The organism is Pontibacter anaerobius, assembly GCF_026241195.1.
Taxonomy (GTDB): Bacteria; Bacteroidota; Bacteroidia; order Cytophagales; family Hymenobacteraceae; genus Pontibacter; species Pontibacter anaerobius.
Window position 1 is genome coordinate 359,652 of sequence record NZ_JAPFQO010000002.1, and the last position, 21,112, is coordinate 380,763.

Annotated in this window: 20 protein-coding genes; 10 read left to right on the forward strand and 10 right to left on the reverse strand. The window is 49.5% G+C overall.

All coding sequences use genetic code 11. The annotated features are described in order from the left end of the window. Positions 1-490: 490 nt before the first annotated feature. The 3 genes from OO017_RS04895 to OO017_RS04905 are packed head-to-tail and all read left to right on the forward strand — an operon-like array spanning position 491 to position 2,602. Positions 491-1,168 carry a DsbA family protein gene (locus tag OO017_RS04895; protein ID WP_266051333.1) on the forward strand — a complete coding sequence of 226 codons (678 nt, stop codon included), beginning with the start codon at positions 491-493 and terminating at the stop codon, positions 1,166-1,168. Between the two features lie 39 nt (positions 1,169-1,207). Further along, positions 1,208-1,933: a DUF1003 domain-containing protein gene (locus tag OO017_RS04900; protein ID WP_266051334.1), complete on the forward strand. Its 726-nt coding sequence runs from the start codon at positions 1,208-1,210 to the stop codon at positions 1,931-1,933. A 57-nt stretch (positions 1,934-1,990) separates the two neighbouring features. Continuing rightward, positions 1,991-2,602 carry a LysE family translocator gene (locus OO017_RS04905; RefSeq protein ID WP_266051335.1) on the forward strand — a complete coding sequence of 204 codons (612 nt, stop codon included), beginning with the start codon at positions 1,991-1,993 and terminating at the stop codon, positions 2,600-2,602. Here OO017_RS04905 and OO017_RS04910 read toward each other — a convergent pair. Next, complete coding sequence (locus OO017_RS04910; RefSeq protein WP_266051336.1) at positions 2,599-3,330, reverse strand: DUF3291 domain-containing protein; 732 nt, start codon at positions 3,328-3,330, stop codon at positions 2,599-2,601. The genes OO017_RS04905 and OO017_RS04910 overlap by 4 nt on opposite strands. A gap of 123 nt (positions 3,331-3,453) precedes the next feature. Then, positions 3,454-3,954, reverse strand: a complete 501-nt coding sequence (locus OO017_RS04915) for a pyridoxamine 5'-phosphate oxidase family protein (protein WP_266051337.1) — start codon at positions 3,952-3,954, stop codon at positions 3,454-3,456. A 146-nt stretch (positions 3,955-4,100) separates the two neighbouring features. Between OO017_RS04915 and OO017_RS04920 the strand changes: the two genes are divergently transcribed. Both OO017_RS04920 and OO017_RS04925 read left to right on the forward strand, forming a co-directional pair. After that, positions 4,101-4,685 (forward strand): acyl carrier protein phosphodiesterase, encoded by a 585-nt coding sequence (locus tag OO017_RS04920; protein WP_266051338.1) that lies wholly within the window; start codon positions 4,101-4,103, stop codon positions 4,683-4,685. Between the two features lie 88 nt (positions 4,686-4,773). Then, positions 4,774-5,955: a Gfo/Idh/MocA family protein gene (locus OO017_RS04925; protein WP_266051339.1), complete on the forward strand. Its 1,182-nt coding sequence runs from the start codon at positions 4,774-4,776 to the stop codon at positions 5,953-5,955. A 95-nt stretch (positions 5,956-6,050) separates the two neighbouring features. Here OO017_RS04925 and OO017_RS04930 read toward each other — a convergent pair whose 3' ends face one another. The 5 genes from OO017_RS04930 to OO017_RS04950 all read right to left on the reverse strand — a co-directional run bounded on the left by OO017_RS04930 (position 6,051) and on the right by OO017_RS04950 (position 11,991). Then, positions 6,051-6,563: an FKBP-type peptidyl-prolyl cis-trans isomerase gene (locus tag OO017_RS04930; protein WP_266051340.1), complete on the reverse strand. Its 513-nt coding sequence runs from the start codon at positions 6,561-6,563 to the stop codon at positions 6,051-6,053. 80 nt (positions 6,564-6,643) lie between these two features. Beyond that, a complete protein-coding gene (locus OO017_RS04935; protein ID WP_266051341.1) occupies positions 6,644-8,587 on the reverse strand; it encodes an AAA domain-containing protein in 1,944 nt (647 codons plus the stop codon). A gap of 167 nt (positions 8,588-8,754) precedes the next feature. Further along, on the reverse strand, positions 8,755-9,336 hold the full coding sequence (locus tag OO017_RS04940; RefSeq protein ID WP_266051342.1) for a hypothetical protein: 582 nt from the start codon (positions 9,334-9,336) through the stop codon (positions 8,755-8,757). A 66-nt stretch (positions 9,337-9,402) separates the two neighbouring features. Continuing rightward, a complete protein-coding gene (locus tag OO017_RS04945; RefSeq protein ID WP_266051343.1) occupies positions 9,403-11,661 on the reverse strand; it encodes an efflux RND transporter permease subunit in 2,259 nt (752 codons plus the stop codon). Positions 11,662-11,736: 75 nt separating this feature from the next. Beyond that, positions 11,737-11,991 carry a hypothetical protein gene (locus OO017_RS04950; RefSeq protein ID WP_266051344.1) on the reverse strand — a complete coding sequence of 85 codons (255 nt, stop codon included), beginning with the start codon at positions 11,989-11,991 and terminating at the stop codon, positions 11,737-11,739. 134 nt (positions 11,992-12,125) lie between these two features. Between OO017_RS04950 and OO017_RS04955 the strand changes: the two genes are divergently transcribed. The 3 genes from OO017_RS04955 to OO017_RS04965 are packed head-to-tail and all read left to right on the forward strand — an operon-like array spanning position 12,126 to position 14,224. Continuing rightward, positions 12,126-12,920 (forward strand): thymidylate synthase, encoded by a 795-nt coding sequence (locus OO017_RS04955; RefSeq protein WP_266051345.1) that lies wholly within the window; start codon positions 12,126-12,128, stop codon positions 12,918-12,920. 32 nt (positions 12,921-12,952) lie between these two features. Further along, on the forward strand, positions 12,953-13,411 hold the full coding sequence (locus tag OO017_RS04960; protein WP_266051346.1) for a DUF1569 domain-containing protein: 459 nt from the start codon (positions 12,953-12,955) through the stop codon (positions 13,409-13,411). Between the two features lie 48 nt (positions 13,412-13,459). Beyond that, the gene (locus OO017_RS04965; RefSeq protein WP_266051347.1) at positions 13,460-14,224 is read left to right on the forward strand and encodes an MBL fold metallo-hydrolase; all 765 of its coding nucleotides are present in this window, start codon (positions 13,460-13,462) and stop codon (positions 14,222-14,224) included. Between the two features lie 393 nt (positions 14,225-14,617). Here the strand turns inward: OO017_RS04965 and OO017_RS04970 are convergent, their stop codons facing one another. From OO017_RS04970 to OO017_RS04980, 3 genes are all read right to left on the reverse strand, one after another. After that, complete coding sequence (locus OO017_RS04970) at positions 14,618-15,334, reverse strand: 3-ketoacyl-ACP reductase (protein ID WP_266051348.1); 717 nt, start codon at positions 15,332-15,334, stop codon at positions 14,618-14,620. 169 nt (positions 15,335-15,503) lie between these two features. Continuing rightward, positions 15,504-18,629, reverse strand: a complete 3,126-nt coding sequence (locus OO017_RS04975; RefSeq protein ID WP_266051349.1) for a M4 family metallopeptidase — start codon at positions 18,627-18,629, stop codon at positions 15,504-15,506. A gap of 371 nt (positions 18,630-19,000) precedes the next feature. Further along, on the reverse strand, positions 19,001-19,819 hold the full coding sequence (locus OO017_RS04980) for an aminotransferase class IV (RefSeq protein ID WP_266051350.1): 819 nt from the start codon (positions 19,817-19,819) through the stop codon (positions 19,001-19,003). A 116-nt stretch (positions 19,820-19,935) separates the two neighbouring features. On the opposite strand from OO017_RS04980, the gene msrA reads away from it, so the two are divergent. Next, on the forward strand, positions 19,936-20,610 hold the full coding sequence (msrA, locus tag OO017_RS04985) for a peptide-methionine (S)-S-oxide reductase MsrA (protein WP_266051351.1): 675 nt from the start codon (positions 19,936-19,938) through the stop codon (positions 20,608-20,610). A gap of 75 nt (positions 20,611-20,685) precedes the next feature. Further along, positions 20,686-21,093, forward strand: a complete 408-nt coding sequence (locus tag OO017_RS04990) for a phage holin family protein (RefSeq protein WP_266051352.1) — start codon at positions 20,686-20,688, stop codon at positions 21,091-21,093. Positions 21,094-21,112 lie beyond the last annotated feature (19 nt).

Here is a 21,112-nt window from a genome sequence, read left to right on the forward strand (position 1 = left end):
GGTGACGAGCGGCAGCGAGGCATTGCGACGCAGGAGCAAAGGAAAAGGTCCCTGCGCGATGCCCGAGGACGAGCCCTCCCGGGCTGGAGGGAACCAAGGCCTGAGGTGCAACTTTAGGCTTGTAAGGCTGAGGAAGAACAGTTGCTAACAAGGATAGCTTGTTTCATGCTAAGGAGAACAGCGGCTAGACGAGGCAAGTATAAGTATGCGGATTAGAAAATCCGCGGCAGAGAGGTTCCGGACAGGGATGTCCGGAACAGCGGGAAAGGCAGGTACAAAGTATAGCCAAAGTATAAAGTATGGCTATAATTGCGTTACAAACTTTACACCATATAAGGACTCAAGTCAGAAGACTTGCGCCAGAAGAGGAGTTCAGGAAAGTAAAAGCCATCTAGTATAAATAGACAAACACACCAACCTCAGTAAACCCTTTTCCATTCTACTTCAAACCCAACACCAACGTACAAAGAAATATAAATACCTTTGCGCCATGGAACAGAAGAAACACGACCTACTGGATATCATCCACCTGATTTACGTGATGGACCCAATGTGCTCCTGGTGCTATGGCTTTGCGCCGGTCATCAAGCAACTGGTAGAAGAGCAGGAGGGGAACCTGCAGTTTAAGCTGGTAATGGGCGGTTTGCGCCCCGGTACGGAAAAGCCGCTGGAGGAGCAGATGAAAGAAAGTATAAAAACCCACTGGCAGGATGTAGAGAAGATAACTGAGCAACCATTTGACTATACTTTTTTTGAACGCGACGACTTTGTTTACGACACGGAGCCGGGTTGCCGTGCGGTGGTAAGTATGCGCTATTTGAAGCCGGAGTATGAATTTGACATGGCCCGGGCAGTACAAAGCGCCTTTTATGCCAAAAATACCGATGTGACCAAGCCGGCGGTACTGGCAAGTATAGCATCTTCGTTTGGTGTGGAGGAGGATGCTTTTTTAGAAAAGTATGCATCCGAAGAAATGAAAGAGAAAACCCAGCAGGACTTTACTATTGCCCGCCACCTGCAGGCCACCGCCTTTCCGAGTTTATACTTGCTGAACGGTACCAGCATCCACCTCATCAGCCGTGGTTACCGCCCCTACGACGGTATGAAGGCACACCTGGAGAGGGTGCTGAAGCAGCTAAATACAGACCAGAACCCTTTGAATGAATAAAGTGGTATAAGGATAAGCCCGTAAGCTTAACTCCATACCATGCGCCATCATCGTGAGCCAACCGGACTCTGCCAAATCACTAAAAAGCATTTGCCGAACCACCTGCTGGTGCCTGGCAAGGCTATTCGGCCTAATGTACTCAAGCTGATAAAGAAGGATTACCCGGAGTTTGATGAGGATAAGTTTGTGGCATTGGACGTACTGGCAAAGTACCGCAAACTGTACCTGGAGCAGCTGCTTCGGAAGGAACTGGGCGAGCTGACGGAGTTGGAGGAGGATGTAGTTAAAAGTATAAACAGGCAGGAGCTTCTGTCCAGCAATGTGGAGGAGGAGTTGGAGGAGCAGATTAGCCTCGGCGACCGCATGGCAGACCACATTGCCAGTTTCGGCGGCAGTTGGACCTTTATCTCTATCTTCTTTTCTTTTTTGTTGGTATGGATGGCGATAAACGTGTATGTGTTAGCCACCAAACCCTTTGATCCCTACCCGTTCATCCTGCTAAACCTCATACTTTCCTGTTTAGCTGCCATACAGGCGCCAATTATTATGATGAGCCAAAACCGCCAGGAGGCCAAAGACCGCAGTCGCTCTGAGCACGACTACAAGGTAAACCTGAAGGCCGAACTGGAGATCAGGCTGCTGCACGAGAAAATAGACCACCTGCTGATGCACCAGAACCAGCAAATGGTGGAGATCCAGCAAATGCAACTAGACCTGCTGGAGGATATTATGGAGCAGCTCAAGAAGAATCACCACTCCAGATAACTACCTGTTTCTGCGTCTTTTTAGTCAGTTTTTCGTCTACCGATAAAAGTTTGAGAAATGGAAACGTTAAAAGCATTTATATTCGGTGTTACCCTTGCCATTGCCGTTGGGCCAATCGCTATCCTGATCATAAACCGAGGACTTACAATAGGGCTAAAAATTGGGCTGATGTGCGGACTCGGGGCTGCGCTGGCAGATTTCACCTACGGCCTGGTTGCCTTTACCATCGGCTCTGTCTTGGTAGGGTTTCTTAAACTGAATGCACACTACTTCGAACTTCTGACATCAGCTATACTATTAGCTTTTGGTCTTTGGATGCTGCACGGGAGCCTGAAAACTTCTGATGGAAGTAGTAAAAGTGAGTTGGCAGCTGAGCGGAAGAACAGTTTCTCCTATCTGCTATCGACTTACCTGCTTACCGTGGTCAATCCCTTAACCGTTGTTGCCTTTGTCGGTTTTTCGGGGCAGTTGGTTTCGCCGGTAACAAGTGTGGGGCATGTGTTTATACTTGGGCTGTCCATTTTCACCGGAAGTATAGTCGTTCAGTTCGCGCTGGCATACTTTGGCGCCACTCTTGGCAAGCTTTTGCAAAACCCACAAATCATACGCTTTCTGAATATCGGCAGCAGTATCTGTGTGATGCTTTTTGGGATGGCCGGGATGCTCTAGATCTGCACCTTTGCAAGCACCTTCTCCAGCGGGTCTGAGCCGCTCCAGGTGCCCTGGCTGCTGATAGGTTTGAACCTGGCAAAAAGTTCCTCGCTATACCAGTTATCAGAGCGGGTGCGGCGCATCACCTCCTGGTGCAGCGGGTTTTTATAGGCATAGGCTTTCATGGCCTCCACCGACTCCCAAACGCTGAAGGTGGCCTGGCGCACCAGCGGCAATTCACCCAACCCAATTGAGCAAATCAGTCCCTCTGCGGCATCCAAAGCCATACTTGTTTTCGGTACAAAACGCCAAAAACCTGGCAATGCCCGCCAGTTTATACTTGCCCTTGTAAGCACGGCTATGGGGCCGCTTTCATACTTTTCAGAGAGCGATGGAGAAAAGGGGGCAACACCATCCCATTGCCCATGCGACTGGAAAGGCAGCAGCTTTACTGTCCATACTTCGTTGGTGTGGCTTCTATACTCCTGTATCAACGGAGAGTCCTGCAGGAAAGCATCTGCCGCAGTTTCACTTTCCCAGGTGCACATCAGGCCATACCTTCTGAAGTTAGGTTTTATGCTGAACCCTTTGCCGTGTCCGCTGCCCAGCAACTTGTAAAACAACAGGCCCGGCACTTGCTGCAGCTTTGGGCCGGAGGTTCCCATCTGGGCAAGGCCCCAGCGTATGTGGCCTTTTCGAATGCCGAACAGGGTAAGGGTGGTGAGGCGGGGAGAGGCAGCGTGCATGGTGGTTTCCTGTTAAGGTTTGTCGCTTAAAGTTTTGCTGTTCTATAGCAACTTAAAAAAGAACACCTGCCAAAACAGATTGTTCGGCAGGTGTTGCAGAGAGATTTCTTTATACGTAGTAAACTACAGGTTGATCTTTTTATTTTCGCCTCCTTTGGCTGGTTCACCGGTTAGGGCGGCCTTGGCCATGCCATATAAGGTAACCATGGTGTTGCTTGGGGTGTCCCAGTATTCTGCCTTGTCTATCGACACTTTTATAAGGCCAATATTCTTGTCCTCTTTCCCATCCGGAAACCAGGCTTTCATGTCTGCACTCCATAGTTCGTTAATTTTCTGCTGGTCGCGCAGCACGCTTGCCTTGCCGGACACAGACACATACAGGTTATCGCTTGGCTCGGCATAGCTAAGGTTTACATGTGCATCATGCTCAATCTCATGCGACTTGCCTGACTCGTATCCTGTGAAGAACCACAAGTCTCCGTCTGCCTCTGTTTTTTGCGTCTTCATGGGGCGGCTGCGCAGCGTGCCATCGTCGTCTACGGTGGTCATCATGGCAATCTTCACATCCTTGATTTTATCTATCAGCTTGGCAAGGTTTTCCTTGGTATTTTGGTCGTTATTCATAGCTTTATATCTTGTTTGTGTTTGATTACGCGGCTCCTGAGCTTAGGGTTTATACTTTAGCTGAGGCAACTTAAATCGCTTTGTAACACTAAAACAATTGGCCAGGCTACTGGTTTATACTTTTATTCCTTATTCAAAACATCCCCTTGAATTACCTCGCGCATATTTACCTTTCCGGAACAGATGATGAGCTTTTGCTGGGCAATTTTATAGCCGACGCCGTAAAAGGGCGACAGGCGGAGCTTTACCCGCCCGGAGTGGCTAAAGGCATTCGCCTGCACCGCCTTATAGATACCTATACCGACACCCACCCGGTAGTGGCAGAGACAAAAGCCAGGCTGCGGCCAAAGTATAAAAAGTTCTCTCCCGTTATCGCCGACATGTATTATGACCATTTCCTGGCCTGCAATTTTGAGCACTATGCCAGGGAGCCGCTCCCGGATTTTGTTCAGAAAGCCTATACCCTGATTCAGCAGCATCACCATGTACTGCCGCCACGGATGCAGCACCTTTTTGGATACATGCAGCGGCAAAACTGGCTGGAGTCTTATGCAGAGGTGGAAGGCATAGGCCAGGCGCTGCAGGGTATGAGCCGCCGCACTTCGTTTGTGTCAGGTATGGAGACAGCCGCCGAGGAATTGGTTGAGCAGTATGAATTTTACCTGGCCGATTTCAAGGCTTTCTTTCCGGAACTGGAGAAGTACGTGGCTGCGGTAAAAGGGCAGCTGTAGAGTGATAGCGCGGATTGTTTAAACCTTTTAGGATGTTATACTTATACTTTTCTAAAGAGAAAGTATAAACGCTATTCCGCATCTCCTCATGAAACAAACAATCTTCCTTTTTCGCCACAACCGCCGTAAATTCCTGAAGGATGTTTCGCTTGCCTTTGGCGCCACTGCGATGGGTTTGCCTATGGCCTCCTTCGCCTCCTCCTGTCAGTCGTCCGGCTCAGATAAAGAAAACACACAGGTAGAGCAAACCGGACAGGACAACGGGCAAAACCGAAAGCTGGGGATTGCTCTGGTCGGCCTGGGAAACTACGCCACAAATCAGTTGGCTCCGGCGCTTCAGGAAACGGAGCATTGCTACCTGGCCGGCATCGTAACCGGCACTCCATCTAAAGCCGAGACCTGGAAGCGCAAGTATAAGATCCCGGAAAAAAACATTTACAATTACGAGACATACGACCAGATAGCTGATAACCCGGACATCGACATTATTTACATTGTGCTGCCAAATGGCATGCATGCCGAGTATACTGTTCGAGGTGCCAGGGCAAAAAAGCACATCATCTCCGAAAAGCCGATGGCTACCTCTGTGGCTGATTGCCAGCGCATGATAGAGGCCTGTAAGGAGAACAAGGTGAAGCTTTCGATTGGTTACCGCCTGCATTTTGAGCCGCATCACCAGCGGGTGATGGAGCTGGGGCAGCAGCAAGTATACGGCCCGGTGCAGCGGATAGAGGCGGAGGACAGTTTCGTGATTGGCGGAAGCCCCGACCGCTGGCGCTTGGACAAAGAGCTGGCAGGCGGAGGACCGCTGATGGACCTGGGCATTTACTGCGTGCAGGGTGCTATTTATACGATGGGAAAAACGCCCGTAGCTGTTACGGCTAAGTTTGGTGAGGTTACCAGGCCTGATTTTTTTGATGAGGTGGAGCAGTCCATCAACTGGCAGATGGAATTTGCGGATGGCGCTATGGCCAACTGCACGACCAGTTACAACAAAAACCAGAACCTCTTGTATGGCAAGGCAGAAAAAGGGTGGTGGCGCCTGCAGCCTTCTTTCGGATACTCCGGCATACAGGGTGAAACCAGCGAAGGCCCCATGAACCTGCCTAACGTAAACCAGCAGGCAAGGCAGATGGACGATTTTGCGCTCTGTATTCTGGATGACAGAGAAATCCCGGTTCCGGGAGAGATGGGCCTGCGTGATGTGCGGATACTAGAGTCGATATACGAAGCTGCGCGTACAGGCAATCGGGTTGAGATTAAAGTATAAATTAAGTGGTTTATACATCATTTTAGCCCTATAGATAAAAAGGGCGCTGCAGAAAATTCCTGCAGCGCCCTTTTATACTTTGAGGTTTATACTTTTTAGTGATGCACTCCACCTTCGCCATGCACATGGCCATGGGAAAGCTCATCCTGCGTAGCTTCGCGGATATTTTCTACTGTTCCTTTAAAGAACAGTTCTTTGCCTGCCAATGGATGGTTAAAGTCCATCTTTACGGTGTCTGCAGTAACCTCCACCACACGGCCCTGCAGCTGGTTGCCTTCACTGTCTGTCATGGGTATGTAGTTGCCAATCTCCAGCATATCCTCCGGCACGGCGCCCTCTATTTCAAATGCCTGCTTTGGCAGATCAACTACAGCGTTTTCATCCTGGCTGCCATAGCCTTCTTCGGCATTCAGCTTAAAGTCAAATGCATCCCCAACAGACAGACCTTCCAGCTGCTCCTCGAACTGCTCCGGAAGGCCGCTCATGCCGTAAATAAAGACCATTGGTTGCTCTTTGTCAGCTGTTTCTATCAGGCTAGGTTCGCCCTGCTCGTCCATGATTCTTAGTTCATAGGAGAGCGTGACTACTTTGTTTTTTTCAATCTTCATGTCTTGCTATTTTGTGTCTGAGATTAGAAAGTTAGGAAATTATATCCACACCTCTAAACTCCGTCCAATATTTACAGGTTTCACGCCATTAGTTCCTGCAGCTCCCAGGCACTGCGGTAGGCGTTTATACTTTCTACATAGTTCAGGAACGAGGCGTAAAAAGGGTGTTGGCTAAGTGTGGCGCTGTCGCCCACAATCACTAACTTTTTCTTGGCACGCGTCATGCCTACATTCATGCGGCGCATATCTGCCAGAAAGCCAATTTCACCCTGCTCATTGCTGCGCGTCATACTGATGTAAATGATATCGCGTTCCTGCCCCTGGAAGCTATCCACAGTACCCACTGACAGGTGACGCAGCTGCCGTAGCTCATGCAGCTTCGGCATATGCTCCACGCGGTCTTCCAGATAGTTTATCTGGGCGCGGTAGGGGGCAATAACACCGATACGCAGGTGCTCCACGTCCTCATCGGCGTGGCTGTAATTTTTAAGCAGGTGCGCCAGGTGGTTGAGCAGTAGGTTTGCCTCGTCTGGGTTAGCCGAGCTGCTGCTCTCCGGCGTTTCCACCTCATTATAGCCGCACCCGGCTGTGTCCACAAACTCCACAGCCAGCCCTGGTGCAAAGTGCGGGTTGTACTCATGCAGGTCGCTGCTGTGCACGCTTTCGTGCGCCATCAGTTCCCCCTTGTAAAATTGCTGGTTCGAGAACTCCATGATGTGGTGGTGCATGCGGTACTGGGTCTTCAGCATTACCGAAACGTCTGGCTGGCGCTCGATGCATTTCTCAAACAAAGTTTTGCCCAAGCCTTTCTGCTCTGCCATAAAGGATTTTACGGTAGGCGGAAGCTGGCAATGGTCACCAGCCAGCACTACGCGCTTCGCCCGCGAAATCGGAATCCAGGAGGCGGGCTCCAGTGCCTGTGCGGCCTCATCTATAAAAACGGTATCATACTCCAGGTGGCGGATGGCTTTGTTGGCGGCGCCCACCAGGGTACAGGTTATCACTTGCACGTTGTTCAGCAGATCCTCTGTAATATACTCCTCCACACGATCGGCTTCCTCTAACAAGCGCTTGCTTTCCATTTTGTAGAGCTGCCGCTGCGCCCGCTCCTCGTGCCCGAACTTGCGTTTAAACTGGAATGCCATGCGCCTGTACTCCTCGGCTGTCTTGCGTAGGTCTTTCAGGTTTTTGTAAGACCGGTGTGCCATTATCTGCGCATCCAGGGTATGCTCCAACAGCACATCCGACACCCTGGAAGGATTCCCGATCCGGATTACGTTTACGCCCTCATTCGCCAGCTTTTCGGTGAGCAGGTCTACCGCTGTGTTGGAAGGTGCCGTAACGAGCAGGCGCTTCTGTGTTTGTAGCGTTGTAAGTATGGCCTGCACCAGGGTGGTGGTCTTACCGGTGCCCGGAGGGCCGTGAATGATCGCCACATCCTTTGCCTGCACGATCTTGTGCACTGCCTCGTTTTGAGATGGGTTTAAAGATGGAATATTCTCCATGGTGGCTTCGGTGAAGCGGGCAGGCACATCGCCCAGAAGTATATCGCGCAGCTCCGCCAGCCGTGTTTTATAAGCCTCAATCACCTTTTTCATGGCAATCTCCATCTCACGGTAACTCATTTCGTCAAACGTGAGGTCAATGCCCAGGCGGCCTTCATCCACCCAGTCCGGAAGGTCTTCTTTGTTAGTGGCTAGCAACACTTTGTTGCGCTTCAGGCCCACGATCACGCCATTCAGGTTCTGGCGCTCCCCGCTGTTGCTGAACAAGGCAGCCGTTTTCCCTACCTGGAACAGGTGCAGTTGGTCGCGGTCTTTGGTGCGCTCTAGTTCCAGCACCACCTTGTTGCCGAAGCCCAGCTCTTCTTTGGAAATTGTTACGGGGTACCAGCAGAAGCCCATGGCCTTGCGCTCTGCAATCGTGCTTTTCAGGCTTTTTATTTTGTATTGCTGGCGGTCCTCTTCCTGTTCTATTTTAAGCAGCTCCTGTACCTGCTTTAGTTCTAATAATATTTCGCTCATGTATACCAAAAAGAAAGGCTGGTAGTGTTGCTCCAGCCTTCATATTTAAATGATGTAATACAAGTACAAACATCTTTATACCTGCGCTTTAATGTTGCATCTGCAGCATAAGGTATAACAAAAACCGTACCTTATAAGATTCATACTTGCCACAGCGAAGTATAAATTTATGCTTTCTTTCTCTTACCTGGTTTAGACTTGGCTTTGCTCAGGCGCACATGCAGAAAAACAGCGTACAATAAAAGTATAAAGGCGCCCACAGCCAGCACACTGATCACCTTGTCTTTGCCATACTTCACGTCGTAGCTTGCCTGCACTTGGGACTGTAGCTCAGCCATTTCGCGATCCTTTTTACGGAGTGTGCTCTCCAGCGTTTTTACTTCGCCTTGCAGGCTGCTTACCTGCTTTTCGAAATTGCGTTGGTCCTCTATGGTGAGCTTGCCTTGGCGCTTGCTCTCTACCGTACTCTGCGCGTACTGGCGAATACTGTTCTCTTTAACGGCAGCCACCAGTTCCGTATCCAGGTTTATGATTTTCTTGAGTGTTTCTATGATGTTCAGCAGGTCTTTTTTAGATTGTGTGCCCCAGAAGCTGCTGTTCTGTTGTTTAAAGTACTGGTACTCCAATATCAGCTGCTCCCGCTCACTCATTAACCGCGACAATTTGTCTTCTTCTTTCACCTGCTCCTGCGCCAGTGCCCCTGTAAACCACACGCAAAGTATGGCCATCGCAAATAGTTTCTTCATCATCTCTCTTCAGTACTTATCCTTCAATTTACACGCAAATATGGTCATCCTTATTGGATCGTGCTTAATTTATTTTTTAGGAAGGCGGTAGAAGTAGAGCACCAGCACGGGAAGTAACAGCAGGTCGGCCACCACGGCAAACACCAACGTAAGGCTCACAAACAAGCCTACATAATACGTGGCATCGAAGGTGGAGAGCACCAAGGTAAGAAAACCAGCCACCAGGATACAGGATGTAATGATGATGGCTTTGCCCGCAGAGATAAAAGTACGCTTTACAGCGTAAGGCAACGATTTTCCGGCCATCAGTTCCAGTTTTAGCTTGCTCAGGAAGTGGATTGTATCGTCCACGGCGATGCCAAAAGCAATGGTGAAGATAATGGAGACGGACACCGTTAGCTTAACCCCCATAAAACCCATAATGCCGCCTATCATCAGCAGCGGAATAATGTTGGGAACAAGGGATATGATAATCATACGGAACGAACGGAAGATAAGCCCCACAATGACAGCAATGACGCCGAAAGCGATGAGCAGCCCCTGCATCATGTTGGAGGTAACGTACTCGTTGTTTTTATCCAGCAGCAGGGCGCTGCCGGTGAGGCGGGTTTGCAGTACTTCTGGGTCGATGCTGCGGTTGATGAAAGCCTGCAGTGAGTCGTTGAGCACGGTGGCCCGGGCACTCCCGATATCGTTCATTTTACCACTTAACCGTGCTTCTTTCGCGTCTGGGGTAACCACGCTGCGCAATTCGCTTCTGTTCTTGTACGCCTGCAACCGGCGTTTTATACTTTGCAATCCGCTTTTAGTAGCCGGAAGGGTATAATATTCCTGCAAACCGCCATTCTGTGCTCGGTTTAGTGTTTTCACGATGGTGGCAGGGGAGGTGATAAAGTTTAGCCCATATGTATTGTAGAGGTAATTTTCCAGTTCCGCTACCTCATGGAGCACTTCGGCATCAAACATGGTATGGCCTTCAGCAGCTACCAGGTGTAGTTCAAACGGACGCACCCCGGAGAATTTCTCCTCAAAATAGTAAAAGTCCTGTATAATCGGGTCCTCATCACCTAGGTCCTCCAACAGGGTAGTGTCAACTTTAATCAGGCTGATGCCTGCCAGGCTAACAAGAATAACAGCAAAACCGGAGGCAAGTATAGCTTTAGGGTGCAGCAGCACGAAGCGCAGCAGGTTACGCATCATAACCGGCCATGAAAAACTCACTTTCCGGGCTCTTACTTTATTCGGTTCTTTAATGAGCAGCAGGATAGCCGGCAACACCGAAAAGGCCAACAGGTAGGCCAAACCAATGGATATGGCTGTGTACAGTCCGAAATTTCGGATGGGCACGATGGCCGTTGTCAGCAACGTCAGGAAACCAACTGCAGTGGTGAGGGAGGTGAGGAAAGTCGCCATGCCAACTTCTTTCACGGTCAGTTTAAGCGCTGGCAGCTTCGGCATGCCATTCCCAACTTCGGTAATGTAGCGCGAAAGTATGTGAATCACATCCGACATGCCTACCACGAACATAATGGTGGGCAAGAGCACGGTCATCAAATCAATAGGCTTGTTAAAAAGGCCCATCACACCCATCGCCCAAAGCACCGAGAGCAGCACCACAACCAGCGGCACCAGCACCCCCCAGGCCGTACGGAAGGCAACCCAGAGGAAGAAGATAACCAGTAAAATTGAGGCCGACATAAAAATGGCCAGTTCTACCTGCATCTTCTCCACAAACACCGATTGCGCCAGCGCCTTCCCGGCTACATGCTCCTCCTTCAGCTGCAGCATTTCCAGTTTCTGGTTCAGGGCGGCCATCAGGGTGTCGCTGGCCCCTTTGCCGAGGTTATCCGTAGTCTGCACAAACAGCGAAATCGCCGTGGCATCTTCCGAGAATAAAGTGCCGATAAGTTCTTTAGAAGTATAAATATTGATAGAGTCCTGTTCATACCTTTCCGGCTCGTCTGGGTGCAGGTATGGTATCTCAAAATAACCGAAAGCTTCAATAACCGGGCTTTTGATTGTGGTGGGAGAGAGAACCGCCTCCACATGGGGCTGCCGCTGCAGAAAATGGGTCAGGGTGTCAACCTTCGTCAAAAAGTTACGGTCAAACAGGCTTTTGCCCTGGTTGTCGAGGCCGATGAGCAGGTAATCGTTATCATTGCCGAACTTATCGCGGTAGCTGAAATAATACGACAGGTCCGGGTCGCCTTTCGGGAAGAAATTATCGAAGTTATAGTCGAATCGGAGGCGTGCGGCAAAGTAGATGCTCAGGGTCGTAAGCACCGACACCGACAGCAGTATAAAGTAGCTTAATTTTCTGTAGTTCAAGGTGTTTTAAAACTGATTGATATCATTTGGTGTAAGACACAAAGATTGTACATTTATGATAGTATCAACTTCAAATCACCCTTTTTGTTCAAACAAAAAAATAGCGCTGACTCTGGCAATGGCGGGCTTTATAGGAGCTGGCTTAGCCATACTTACTTTGGCCTGCAAAGATGGTAAATGTAAAATGGACCATAGCACCAGCTCGGGAAAGACGAAGAAAGGGAAAGAAGCGGTTGCCAAAGCAAAAAGCTGCAACATGGCGACTGCCTCAGCCGGAGAAACAAAATCCTGCTGCATGAAAAAAGAAAACAGATAGTCTGCTTTCTGCAAGATTTTGAAAAAGAGCCTGCTCTACCTTGCAGGAGGCTCTTTTGCTACATGCGCCCATGTGATGCTGACTCAAGCTGTACTAGCATATCGCAAATAATATTATCTTTAAGGCTACACATGAGAACTCCCAAACGATGAAGCAATATTTAGATTTGATGCAGCACATCCTGGACACAGGTGTGAGAAAGGAAGACAGAACCGGCACAGGTACGCTGAGTGTGTTCGGTTACCAGATGCGCTTCGACCTGCAGCAGGGTTTCCCGCTGGTTACGACCAAGAAAGTGCACCTGCGCTCCATCATTCATGAGTTGCTATGGTTCCTGAAAGGGGATACCAACATAAAATACCTAAAGGAGAATGGTGTAAGCATCTGGGACGAGTGGGCGGATGAAAACGGCGACCTGGGGCCTGTATACGGCTCACAGTGGCGCAACTGGCCTACACCCGACGGCCGCCACATCGATCAGATAACGCAGGTGGTGAACCAACTGAAAAACAACCCCGACTCGCGACGTATTATTGTGAGTGCCTGGAATGTGGCCGAGATCGAGCACATGAAGCTGCCGCCCTGCCACGCTTTTTTCCAGTTTTATGTAGCCGAGGGCAAACTGAGTTGCCAACTATACCAGCGCTCTGCCGATGTTTTCCTGGGTGTACCGTTCAACATAGCCTCCTACGCGCTGCTGGTGCTGATGATGGCCCAGGTAACGGGCCTGGAGCCTGGCGAGTTTATCTGGACCGGCGGCGATACGCATTTATACCTCAACCACCTGGAGCAGGCGCAACTACAGCTGACCCGCGAGCCGCGTGAGTTGCCGCAGATGAAGCTGAACCCGGATGTACAGGATATTTTCGGTTTTAAATTTGAAGACTTCGAACTGGTAAACTATAACCCACACCCTGGCATTAAGGCACCTGTAGCTGTGTAAGTATAAATCAGGATACTAATAGGAGGTAAAGTATGCTAGACATTATTCAGGACAGAGATTATATCTTAAACCAGCTGCAACAGCTGAAGCCGGATGCCCAGCCTCAGTTTGGCCTTATGTCGCCGCAGCACATGGTGGAGCACCTGGCTTATGTAGTGCAGTTCTCTAACGGGAAACAGCCACAAAAGCTTTATTACCGGCAGGAGAAGGCCGAGAAGTTTAAGCAGTATACCATTTACAGCGAGCAGGAACTTGTACCAGGCTTCAGAGCCCCGATGTTAGGAGAAGAGCCAGCAGCTTTAGAGCATACTGATCTGGAAAATGCAATTAAAAGCTTAGGGAACGAACTTCAGGCTTTTGATTCTTTTTTTCAGGACCGGCCGGCGGCAACGCCTGTTAGCCCCACTCTAGGCAAGTTGAACTACCAGGAGTGGGTGATATTCCACAGCAAGCATTTCAGGCACCACCTCCGGCAGTTTAACTTGCTTTAGCCAAAACATGCTTTTGTTTCGTATGTTAAGAGCTAAAAACCTATAACTATGAGATTAAAGTCTATTCTTGCATTCGTATTTGGCCTTGCCTTTGTGCAGGTGCAGGCACAGCAAACTAGCTCACCAGATACCCTCAAGACGAGTGGCGGGCCTTTGGTGGTGCAGCCTATTTCACATGGCACGCTCGCACTTAAATTCAAGGCGAAAACCATTTATGTGGACCCAACTGGAGGGGCTGAGGCTTTTAAAGGTGTAGCCAAGCCAGACCTCATACTTATTACCGATATCCATGGCGATCACCTGGATACAACCACGCTGGGAACGCTCGATACGAAAGGAGTGAAGCTGGTCGTTCCGCAGGCCGTGGCTGATCAGTTGCCTAATAAGTATAAGCAGCAGCTGGTCATACTCAAAAATAACGGGCAAAGCATGCAGCAGGGAATTAATATTACAGCGCTGCCCATGTATAACCTGCCGGACACTGCAGGCGTTTTCCACCCGAAAGGCAGGGGCAACGGTTACTTATTAGAAATAGGTGACAAGCGCGTGTACATTTCAGGTGATACGGAGGGTATTCCTGAGATGCGCAGCCTCAAAAATATTGATTTGGCTTTTGTAAGTATGAACCTACCCTATACCATGGATGTGGACCAGGCAGCCGATGCCGTGCTGGAGTTTCAGCCTAAGATCGTGTACCCGTACCATTACCGCGGCACAGAGGGAATGAGCGATGTAGAATCGTTTAAAAATCAGGTGAATGCCAAAAACAAAGACATTGAGGTGAGGCTGAAAGAGTGGTACCCGAAGAAGTAAAAACACTGTAGTTTTAAAGTATAAGCACAGGCTCAGCGGCCTGTGCTTTTTTTGTTTATAAGTGGGGTATTAACAATAGTATGGCAATTATTCCACCTACTTAACCGAAAACGGAAATCAAAAATGTGGGGGAGTGCCTAATCCCCTCAGCCTAATAGAGCAAAAGCGCATTATTGATTCGGATAATTTTACATTAGGGCAGGTGCACCTGAGGTATAAGCTATATTTTCCAGCCATCAGTTTGCATGTCCGTTATGCCATTTTTAACCAGGACAATGACTTAAGTTCTTAACAGAGCCAACCTCACTGCTAATCTAAGCATCTAACATTCTAAATTACCAAAGCCCGAAGCAATCACTTCGGGCTTTGTTTTATACATATGCTTTAGAGCTGTTACGGATTAGTAGACCACAAACCGGCCTCCTTCACGAACACGCGGCGGTTCAGTTTCAGCTGCGCGATGATCAGCTCGGCAAAATCCTCCGGTTGCATCACGCGCTCCGGGTTGCCGTCTGTCAGGTTCAGGTCGATGGCCATATCGGTGGCTACGGTACTTGGTGTGAGGGCAGTAACGCGGATGTTGTGCTTGCGCACCTCCTGCATCAGCGACTCCGTCATGCCGATCAATCCGAATTTAGAGGCACTGTAGGCACTTGTTACCGGAGCGCCTTTCTGCCCAGCCGTGGACGACACATTGATAATATCACCAGTCTGTCGCTCTATCATTTGCGGCAGCACGGCGCGGGTTACATAGTATGGCCCTAGCAGGTTAACTTTAATGATGTTTTCCCACTTCTTCGGCTCCATCTCCAGGAACTTGGCGAAGGCACCCACACCAGCATTGTTTATCAAAATATCTATAGCGCCAAACTCATTGCGGGCCTGCTCCACAGCTTTGTTAACAGCTTCCATATCTGTTACATCAGCAGTAACTACAGCTGCTTTCACGCCTTTTGCTCTTACACCTTCTGCTACCTCTTCCAACTGACTGGTGGTGCGGGCCATCAGGGCCACGTTTACACCTTCTGCTGCCAGCGCCAGGGCAATGGCCTTTCCTATACCTTTTCCGGCGCCGGTTACCAGCGCATTTTTACCTTTTATAGATTCCATACTTATAGATTAAAGTTTGTAGATACAAATATACGGTATCGATCGGAAAAGTTTTAGACGCAGCAGCAGGGGCAAGAATAAAAGTACACGGTTAGAGGCAGAAGCCTAAAAAAACAGCACCCGGCCATGTAGCCGGGTGCTGTAAGTATAAAGCAGGATAAAAACAAAGTTATTCTTTCACGAAGCGCTGGTACAGCTGCTTTTGCCCATCGAACACTTCAATCGTGTAAATACCTTTCGGGAGTTGCGCTATGTTCAGGCGGTTGTTGCCATCCTGCAGCTGCACATGCATCACCTCAGCGCCTGTTACGCTTATAATGCGCACCTGTGCGTTTTGCGACGGGGCGGCAACGTTCAGGTAATCGCGTGTAGGGTTAGGGTACACAAGTGCCGAAGCGGCCTTTTCCTCACCCAATAGCTCCACTTTTTGCGAAACTGTACCTGTAGAGGCTGCCGCAACGGCAGAAAGCGTACTGCTGATGTTCACGCTGTAATCCTCTACCTCACCGTAGCTGAAGGTTTCGCAGGCAGTCTGCGCTGCGTTATACTTCATAGACACGCGCATGCGCGTTGTACCTAAAGAGGCAGTGGATGGAACATTCACTGTGGCGCTCAAGGTGCCGCTGCTGGAGCTGGAGCCGCTTACCACCAGTTCACCCGAGTCGTCAAAATCGCCATCCTTGTTAAAGTCGATCCATACTTTCCAGTACTCGGTGTAGGCCGTGCTGGCAAAACCCGCGCTGATGTACATGGTGGTACTGCTGCCCGGAGCCACGGTGCCCACCAAGTTGGTGTTATCCCTGTAGCCGCCATCGTTGCCGGATGTTCTGTTGATGCCCGCAAACTGTACCAGGTCTATCCACTCGTAGGCGGAGTTGCTGCCTTTAGAAGCACAGTAGCTCACGCTGCCGGAGGTTGTGGTAAAAGTAGCGGAGGAAGAATATGCAGAGCTGCCGCTGCTGCACACGCTGCTTGCCTGAAACTCATAGGTAGTGCCTGCCGTCAGTCCGGTTGCGCTGGCAGATGTGCTCGTAGCGGTTCCTGTTGTCCAAGTTGAGGTGCCGGTTGGCCTGAAGCGAACATTGTAGCTTGTGGCGTTTGCCACGGCAGACCAGGAAAGTGTGGCAGAGGTAGTGCCGATGCCGGAAGCTGACAGGCCTGTAGGCACGGAGCATGTAGCCGGGGCCGAGGAGAAGCTAACGGTATAATCCTCCACCTCGCCATAGCCAAACGACTCGCAGGCTGTCTGGGCTCCGTTATACTTCATGGAAACACGCATACGCGTTGTGCCTGTGGCAGAAGAGGAAATGTTCATAGTACCGGATACGGCTGTTTTGCTTAAGCCGCCTGCGTCAAACACGAGTTCTCCGGCATCATTAAAGTCGCCATCCTTGTTATAGTCAATCCAGATTTTCCAGTACTCATTGTACGTTGTGCTGGCGAAGCCAGGTGTTAACGTTACGCCGTTGCTGCCAGCGCTCAGGTTCACGGTGGTGCCCGTAAAGTCTGAATAACCTGCTGCACCGGACGTTTTGGTAAAGCCTCCGATTTTTACGCTGGAAATCCACTCGTAAGAAGAGTTGTTGCCTTGCGAGATACAGTAGGAAATTTCGCCATACTTGCCACCTACCCCCACGGCATTCCAGGCGTTTGTTGTCTGGATAACCTGGTTAGAGCCTGCCCCGAAAAGATCCTCTGCCGATTTAATGGCATAGGTGCGGGCGTCGGCATAGGTGGAATTAGAGGTCATGTACACACTCTCCATGCGGTAGGCAATTTTGGCAGCATTGTCTATACCAATGCCGGAGATGTTAAAGCTCACGCCCAGATCGTTGGTGCCAGACTGCCCAACAGACAGGATGTAGAACCAGTAGTTGATGACACCACTGTTGGTGTGCACACCGCCGTTATCGCCGGTACCGGAGTACCAGTAAGTGCCTTTATAAGTATCTGGCTGGCTTTCTGCGTTCGGGTTGCTCATTGAGCGCAGCGATGGACGCTGCTTGTCAATGTCCTCGCCAATTAGCCAGGTAGCTTTGCTTGGGGCGGCATAATACTCTACGGCAGCACCCCAGATATCAGAAAGGCCTTCGTTCAGGGCACCTGACTCGTTGCTATATACCAGGTCTGCGGTGTAGGAACACACTGCGTGGCCTATCTCGTGGGCTCCCACATCAAGGCTTGTTAAGGCATCGAATCGGGTGGCACCATCCCCATAGGTCATCACGGAGCCATTCCAGAACGCGTTTTCATAGCTCTTATCATAATGAACGTAGCTCTTGATTTTCGCGCCGGCGTTGTCGTAGCTGTTACGGTTATGCTTCGTCTGGAAGTAGTCATACGTTTTCTGGGCGGCCCAATGGGCATCCAGCGCAGCATTGTCCTTTGCTGTGTTGTTGTGCTCTGCGGAGGTCCAGTTATTGTCGCCGTCCGTAAAATCAACAGCAGCCGTGTAGCTGGTTCCTGTATTACAGTCGTAGGTTTCAATGCCATTCCCGCGGGTTACATCGCGCAGGCGATAAGAGCCATTGTAACTGTCGGTGCTAATGGTTTGTGTGCCGCTGTAACGCGTGGCAGCGGTACCCGAGGCTGAGGCATGCTTGATGATCGCATCCTTGTGCACAATCTTACCTGAGTGCGCGTCAACATAAATGTAAGCGCGGCTAAGCGGCTCCATGGCATACACATCAAATTTCCAGGCCAGCACATGCTCTCCCTGGTTAGCCTTGTCCTGGCTCAGGTAGTTTTTCACGATAACCAAATCTCCCTCTGGCAGGAAAGTGGCGTGCGGGTCAGACTTTTCTTTCTTGATCCAGGCTTCCTGGTCGACATCCTGCCAGGCATAGGTTTTAGCCCCTACATACGCCATTGCTTTTTGCAGGGCAGCACGGGCAGGCAAGGCCGGTTTGGTGTTCAGGCCCTTTACTTTCTTAAACTCACCGCTCATAGCCTGTACCACGCCGTTTTTAGTGTGCACATTGAAATCCCCATATTCAACGCGCACATTTTGGTAGTACTGGTCATAACGCTGGTGCACAAAGCCTAAGTCATCAGTTTCCTGTTTGATGAGCTTCAGCTCTTCATCTGCTGTTAGGCCGAGGTAAGAGCGGATAGCCTGGCTGGCTTCGCTGGCGCGCAGCGACTGGTTTCCAGCGGCTTTAAAATCGATGAGCACAGGGTTGCCGTTGGCTTCCTCCATGCTTGCTTTCACACGCTGCCCGAAGTTGTCTTGTGCAGACACCTGGCAGCTTAACCCGCCGACGAACAGCGAGGCCAAAATGTAAACTTTCCTCATAAAAGTTATTTATAAAATTGAACATAAACAATGAGAGAAAGTCGGTTGTGTGAATCTTAATTCTGGTGTTTAGATGTTTTAAATTTAATTAAAATAAAATCCCCGTGCAGAAAATATTTGTATATCTGCGTATTATAATAGATATCCGCTCCTACGGGGCTACTGCAACTAAGGTTATTTATTGTGCTATAATAAATTTAAACAGGAATGTAAGTAAAGCTAGGTATGGGATGTTATTAAGTTTATGGATGTTGCTACAGCAATTGATAAATTGCCCTGGCAAGTATAATCAGGCAGTTTAAAGTACAAAGCCAGAATGATCGCCGTTTAAAGGTTTGAGTAGGAGAGGTGCAGCTTTTTATTTACATGACTTACAAGTTTAAGCCTTCCCTGATCCTTAACAGCAGCTCCTCCCGTTGCTGAACCGGGGCACCATTTATACTTGCAATCGCCCGTACACCGGTAACATTTGCAGAAAAGACAACATCGGATTGGAAGAGTGCCTCTGGCTTTTGTAGTACCTGTTGCAGCGTTAGATTTTTATGGTTGCACCACCTGATGATGTTGCGGCGCAGAATACCATTTACGCAGCCGGTTTGGAGGCTTGGGGTGTAGAGGGTGCTACCTTTTAGCCAAAATATGTTCGACGAAATTAGCTCTGCCACTATACCTTGCTGGTTCAGCAGCAGCATGTCATCCTGTTGCTGGGACTGTTTTTCAACTCCAGCCAGCACATAGAGGGGAGCGTTGGGGCCTTTAAAATGCGAAACAGAAGTATAAGCTGTATGTACGTTCCGGCAGATGCCTATCTGTAGTGGCTGGTGAGAAGCGGGAGTAGTTGATGTGTACGTAGCCAGCCAGTTCACCTGGTTGGTTTGTGGGGAGTAAAGCCCGGCACCAGCACGCCATACTTTCAGTTTTAACCTTCCGTACGTTTTATCTTCCGGCTCCTGCGCTAACTGCAACAGTCGCTCGGCAAAGTCATATGTCAGGAAGTAATCCGGTAGTTCCATGTGCAGCGCTTTAGCGGCTTCCTGCATGCGCTGCTGGTGATCCTTCCAAAACCGGATTTTGCCCTGCTCAACTATAGCTGTTTCAAAAAAACCATCATTGTACTGGAAAGCCCTGTCGGTGTGGGGCAACTTAAACTCAGGTTCCGGCAGTAGCTGATCGTTATAAAGTATGAACAAAGCGCAAACAGGTTGGTTAAAGTATAAAAATACAGCTTTGGTTTGATACCTGTGTACTCCTGTACAAAAAACAACCCTGGCAGCCACGCGTACTATAAAGTATAAATGCATCTATTATGGTTACCAAAAGTATACTTCCCTTTCTATCTATCTTATTTTGTTTTATAGCTTGCTCTGAGGCTACCAACGCCGACCGTTTCCAGCTGACGGCGAGCGACGTGCAGGTTCAGCAGGAAGATACCGCAGGGTTACCCAGCGGCGTTTTTGCGGGTGGTTGTTTCTGGTGTACGGAGGCCTATTTTGAAAGGCTCCAGGGAGTAAAGGCTGTTATTTCAGGCTATTCGGGTGGCAGTCAGAAGGAGCCCACTTACAAGCAGGTTAGTGCCGGCAAAACGGACCATGCCGAAGCCGTGCAAGTATACTATGACCCGCAGCAGATTACCTACCAGGAGTTGGTGGAGGTTTTTTTTGCCACCCATGACCCCACAACCTTAAACCGCCAAGGCCCAGACTATGGCAAGCAGTATCGCTCCATTGTGTTCTACAAAAATGCGAAAGAAAAAAAGTTGGTCGAGGATTACATCGGGCATTTAAACGAGGCTGGCACCTATAAGAACAAGATCGTGACGTATGTGCAGCCGTTTAAGGAATTCTGGCCTGCTGAGGAGTATCACCAGGATTATTACCGCCGTAACCCGCAAGACCCCTATGTCATGTCGGTGGCCAAGCCGAAGGTGCGGAAGTTTGAAGACAACTACCGCGACAAACTCAAGCCTGAATATATTAAATAATAGATTTCCCCTATCTAATTCAATCCAGTGCACGTAGTAAGTCAGGAATGAAATTTTGGACTTAAAAATAGAACTATGGGCTTTATTGTAAATTTACTTGTTAGTGCCGGTGTCATTCTGCTGATGGCATACATACTGCCAAGCGTGCATGTTAAAAGTTTCTGGACTGCGCTTTGGGTGGCTTTTCTGGTCGGTATATTCAATGCTACCATAGGCTGGCTGCTGGGAGGTTTGTTGAACCTGGTGTCATTCTTTCTACTGGAGGCGATCGTCGGGTTGATTGTAACGGCGCTTATGATCAAGCTGGTGGATATGCTGGTTGGCAATTTTAAAGTAGATGGATTCCTGCCGGCGCTGCTTATTGCTCTGGCAACCGCAGTGGCGCTATACCTGGTGGGCATGGCCCGCGGCGGGGATGATGTGGACTACTCGTTGAAGAACCAAAAACAACAGCCTAAAATTGAGTATGTTGCAGTGGCTTAGCTAAAAGTATAAAGTATAA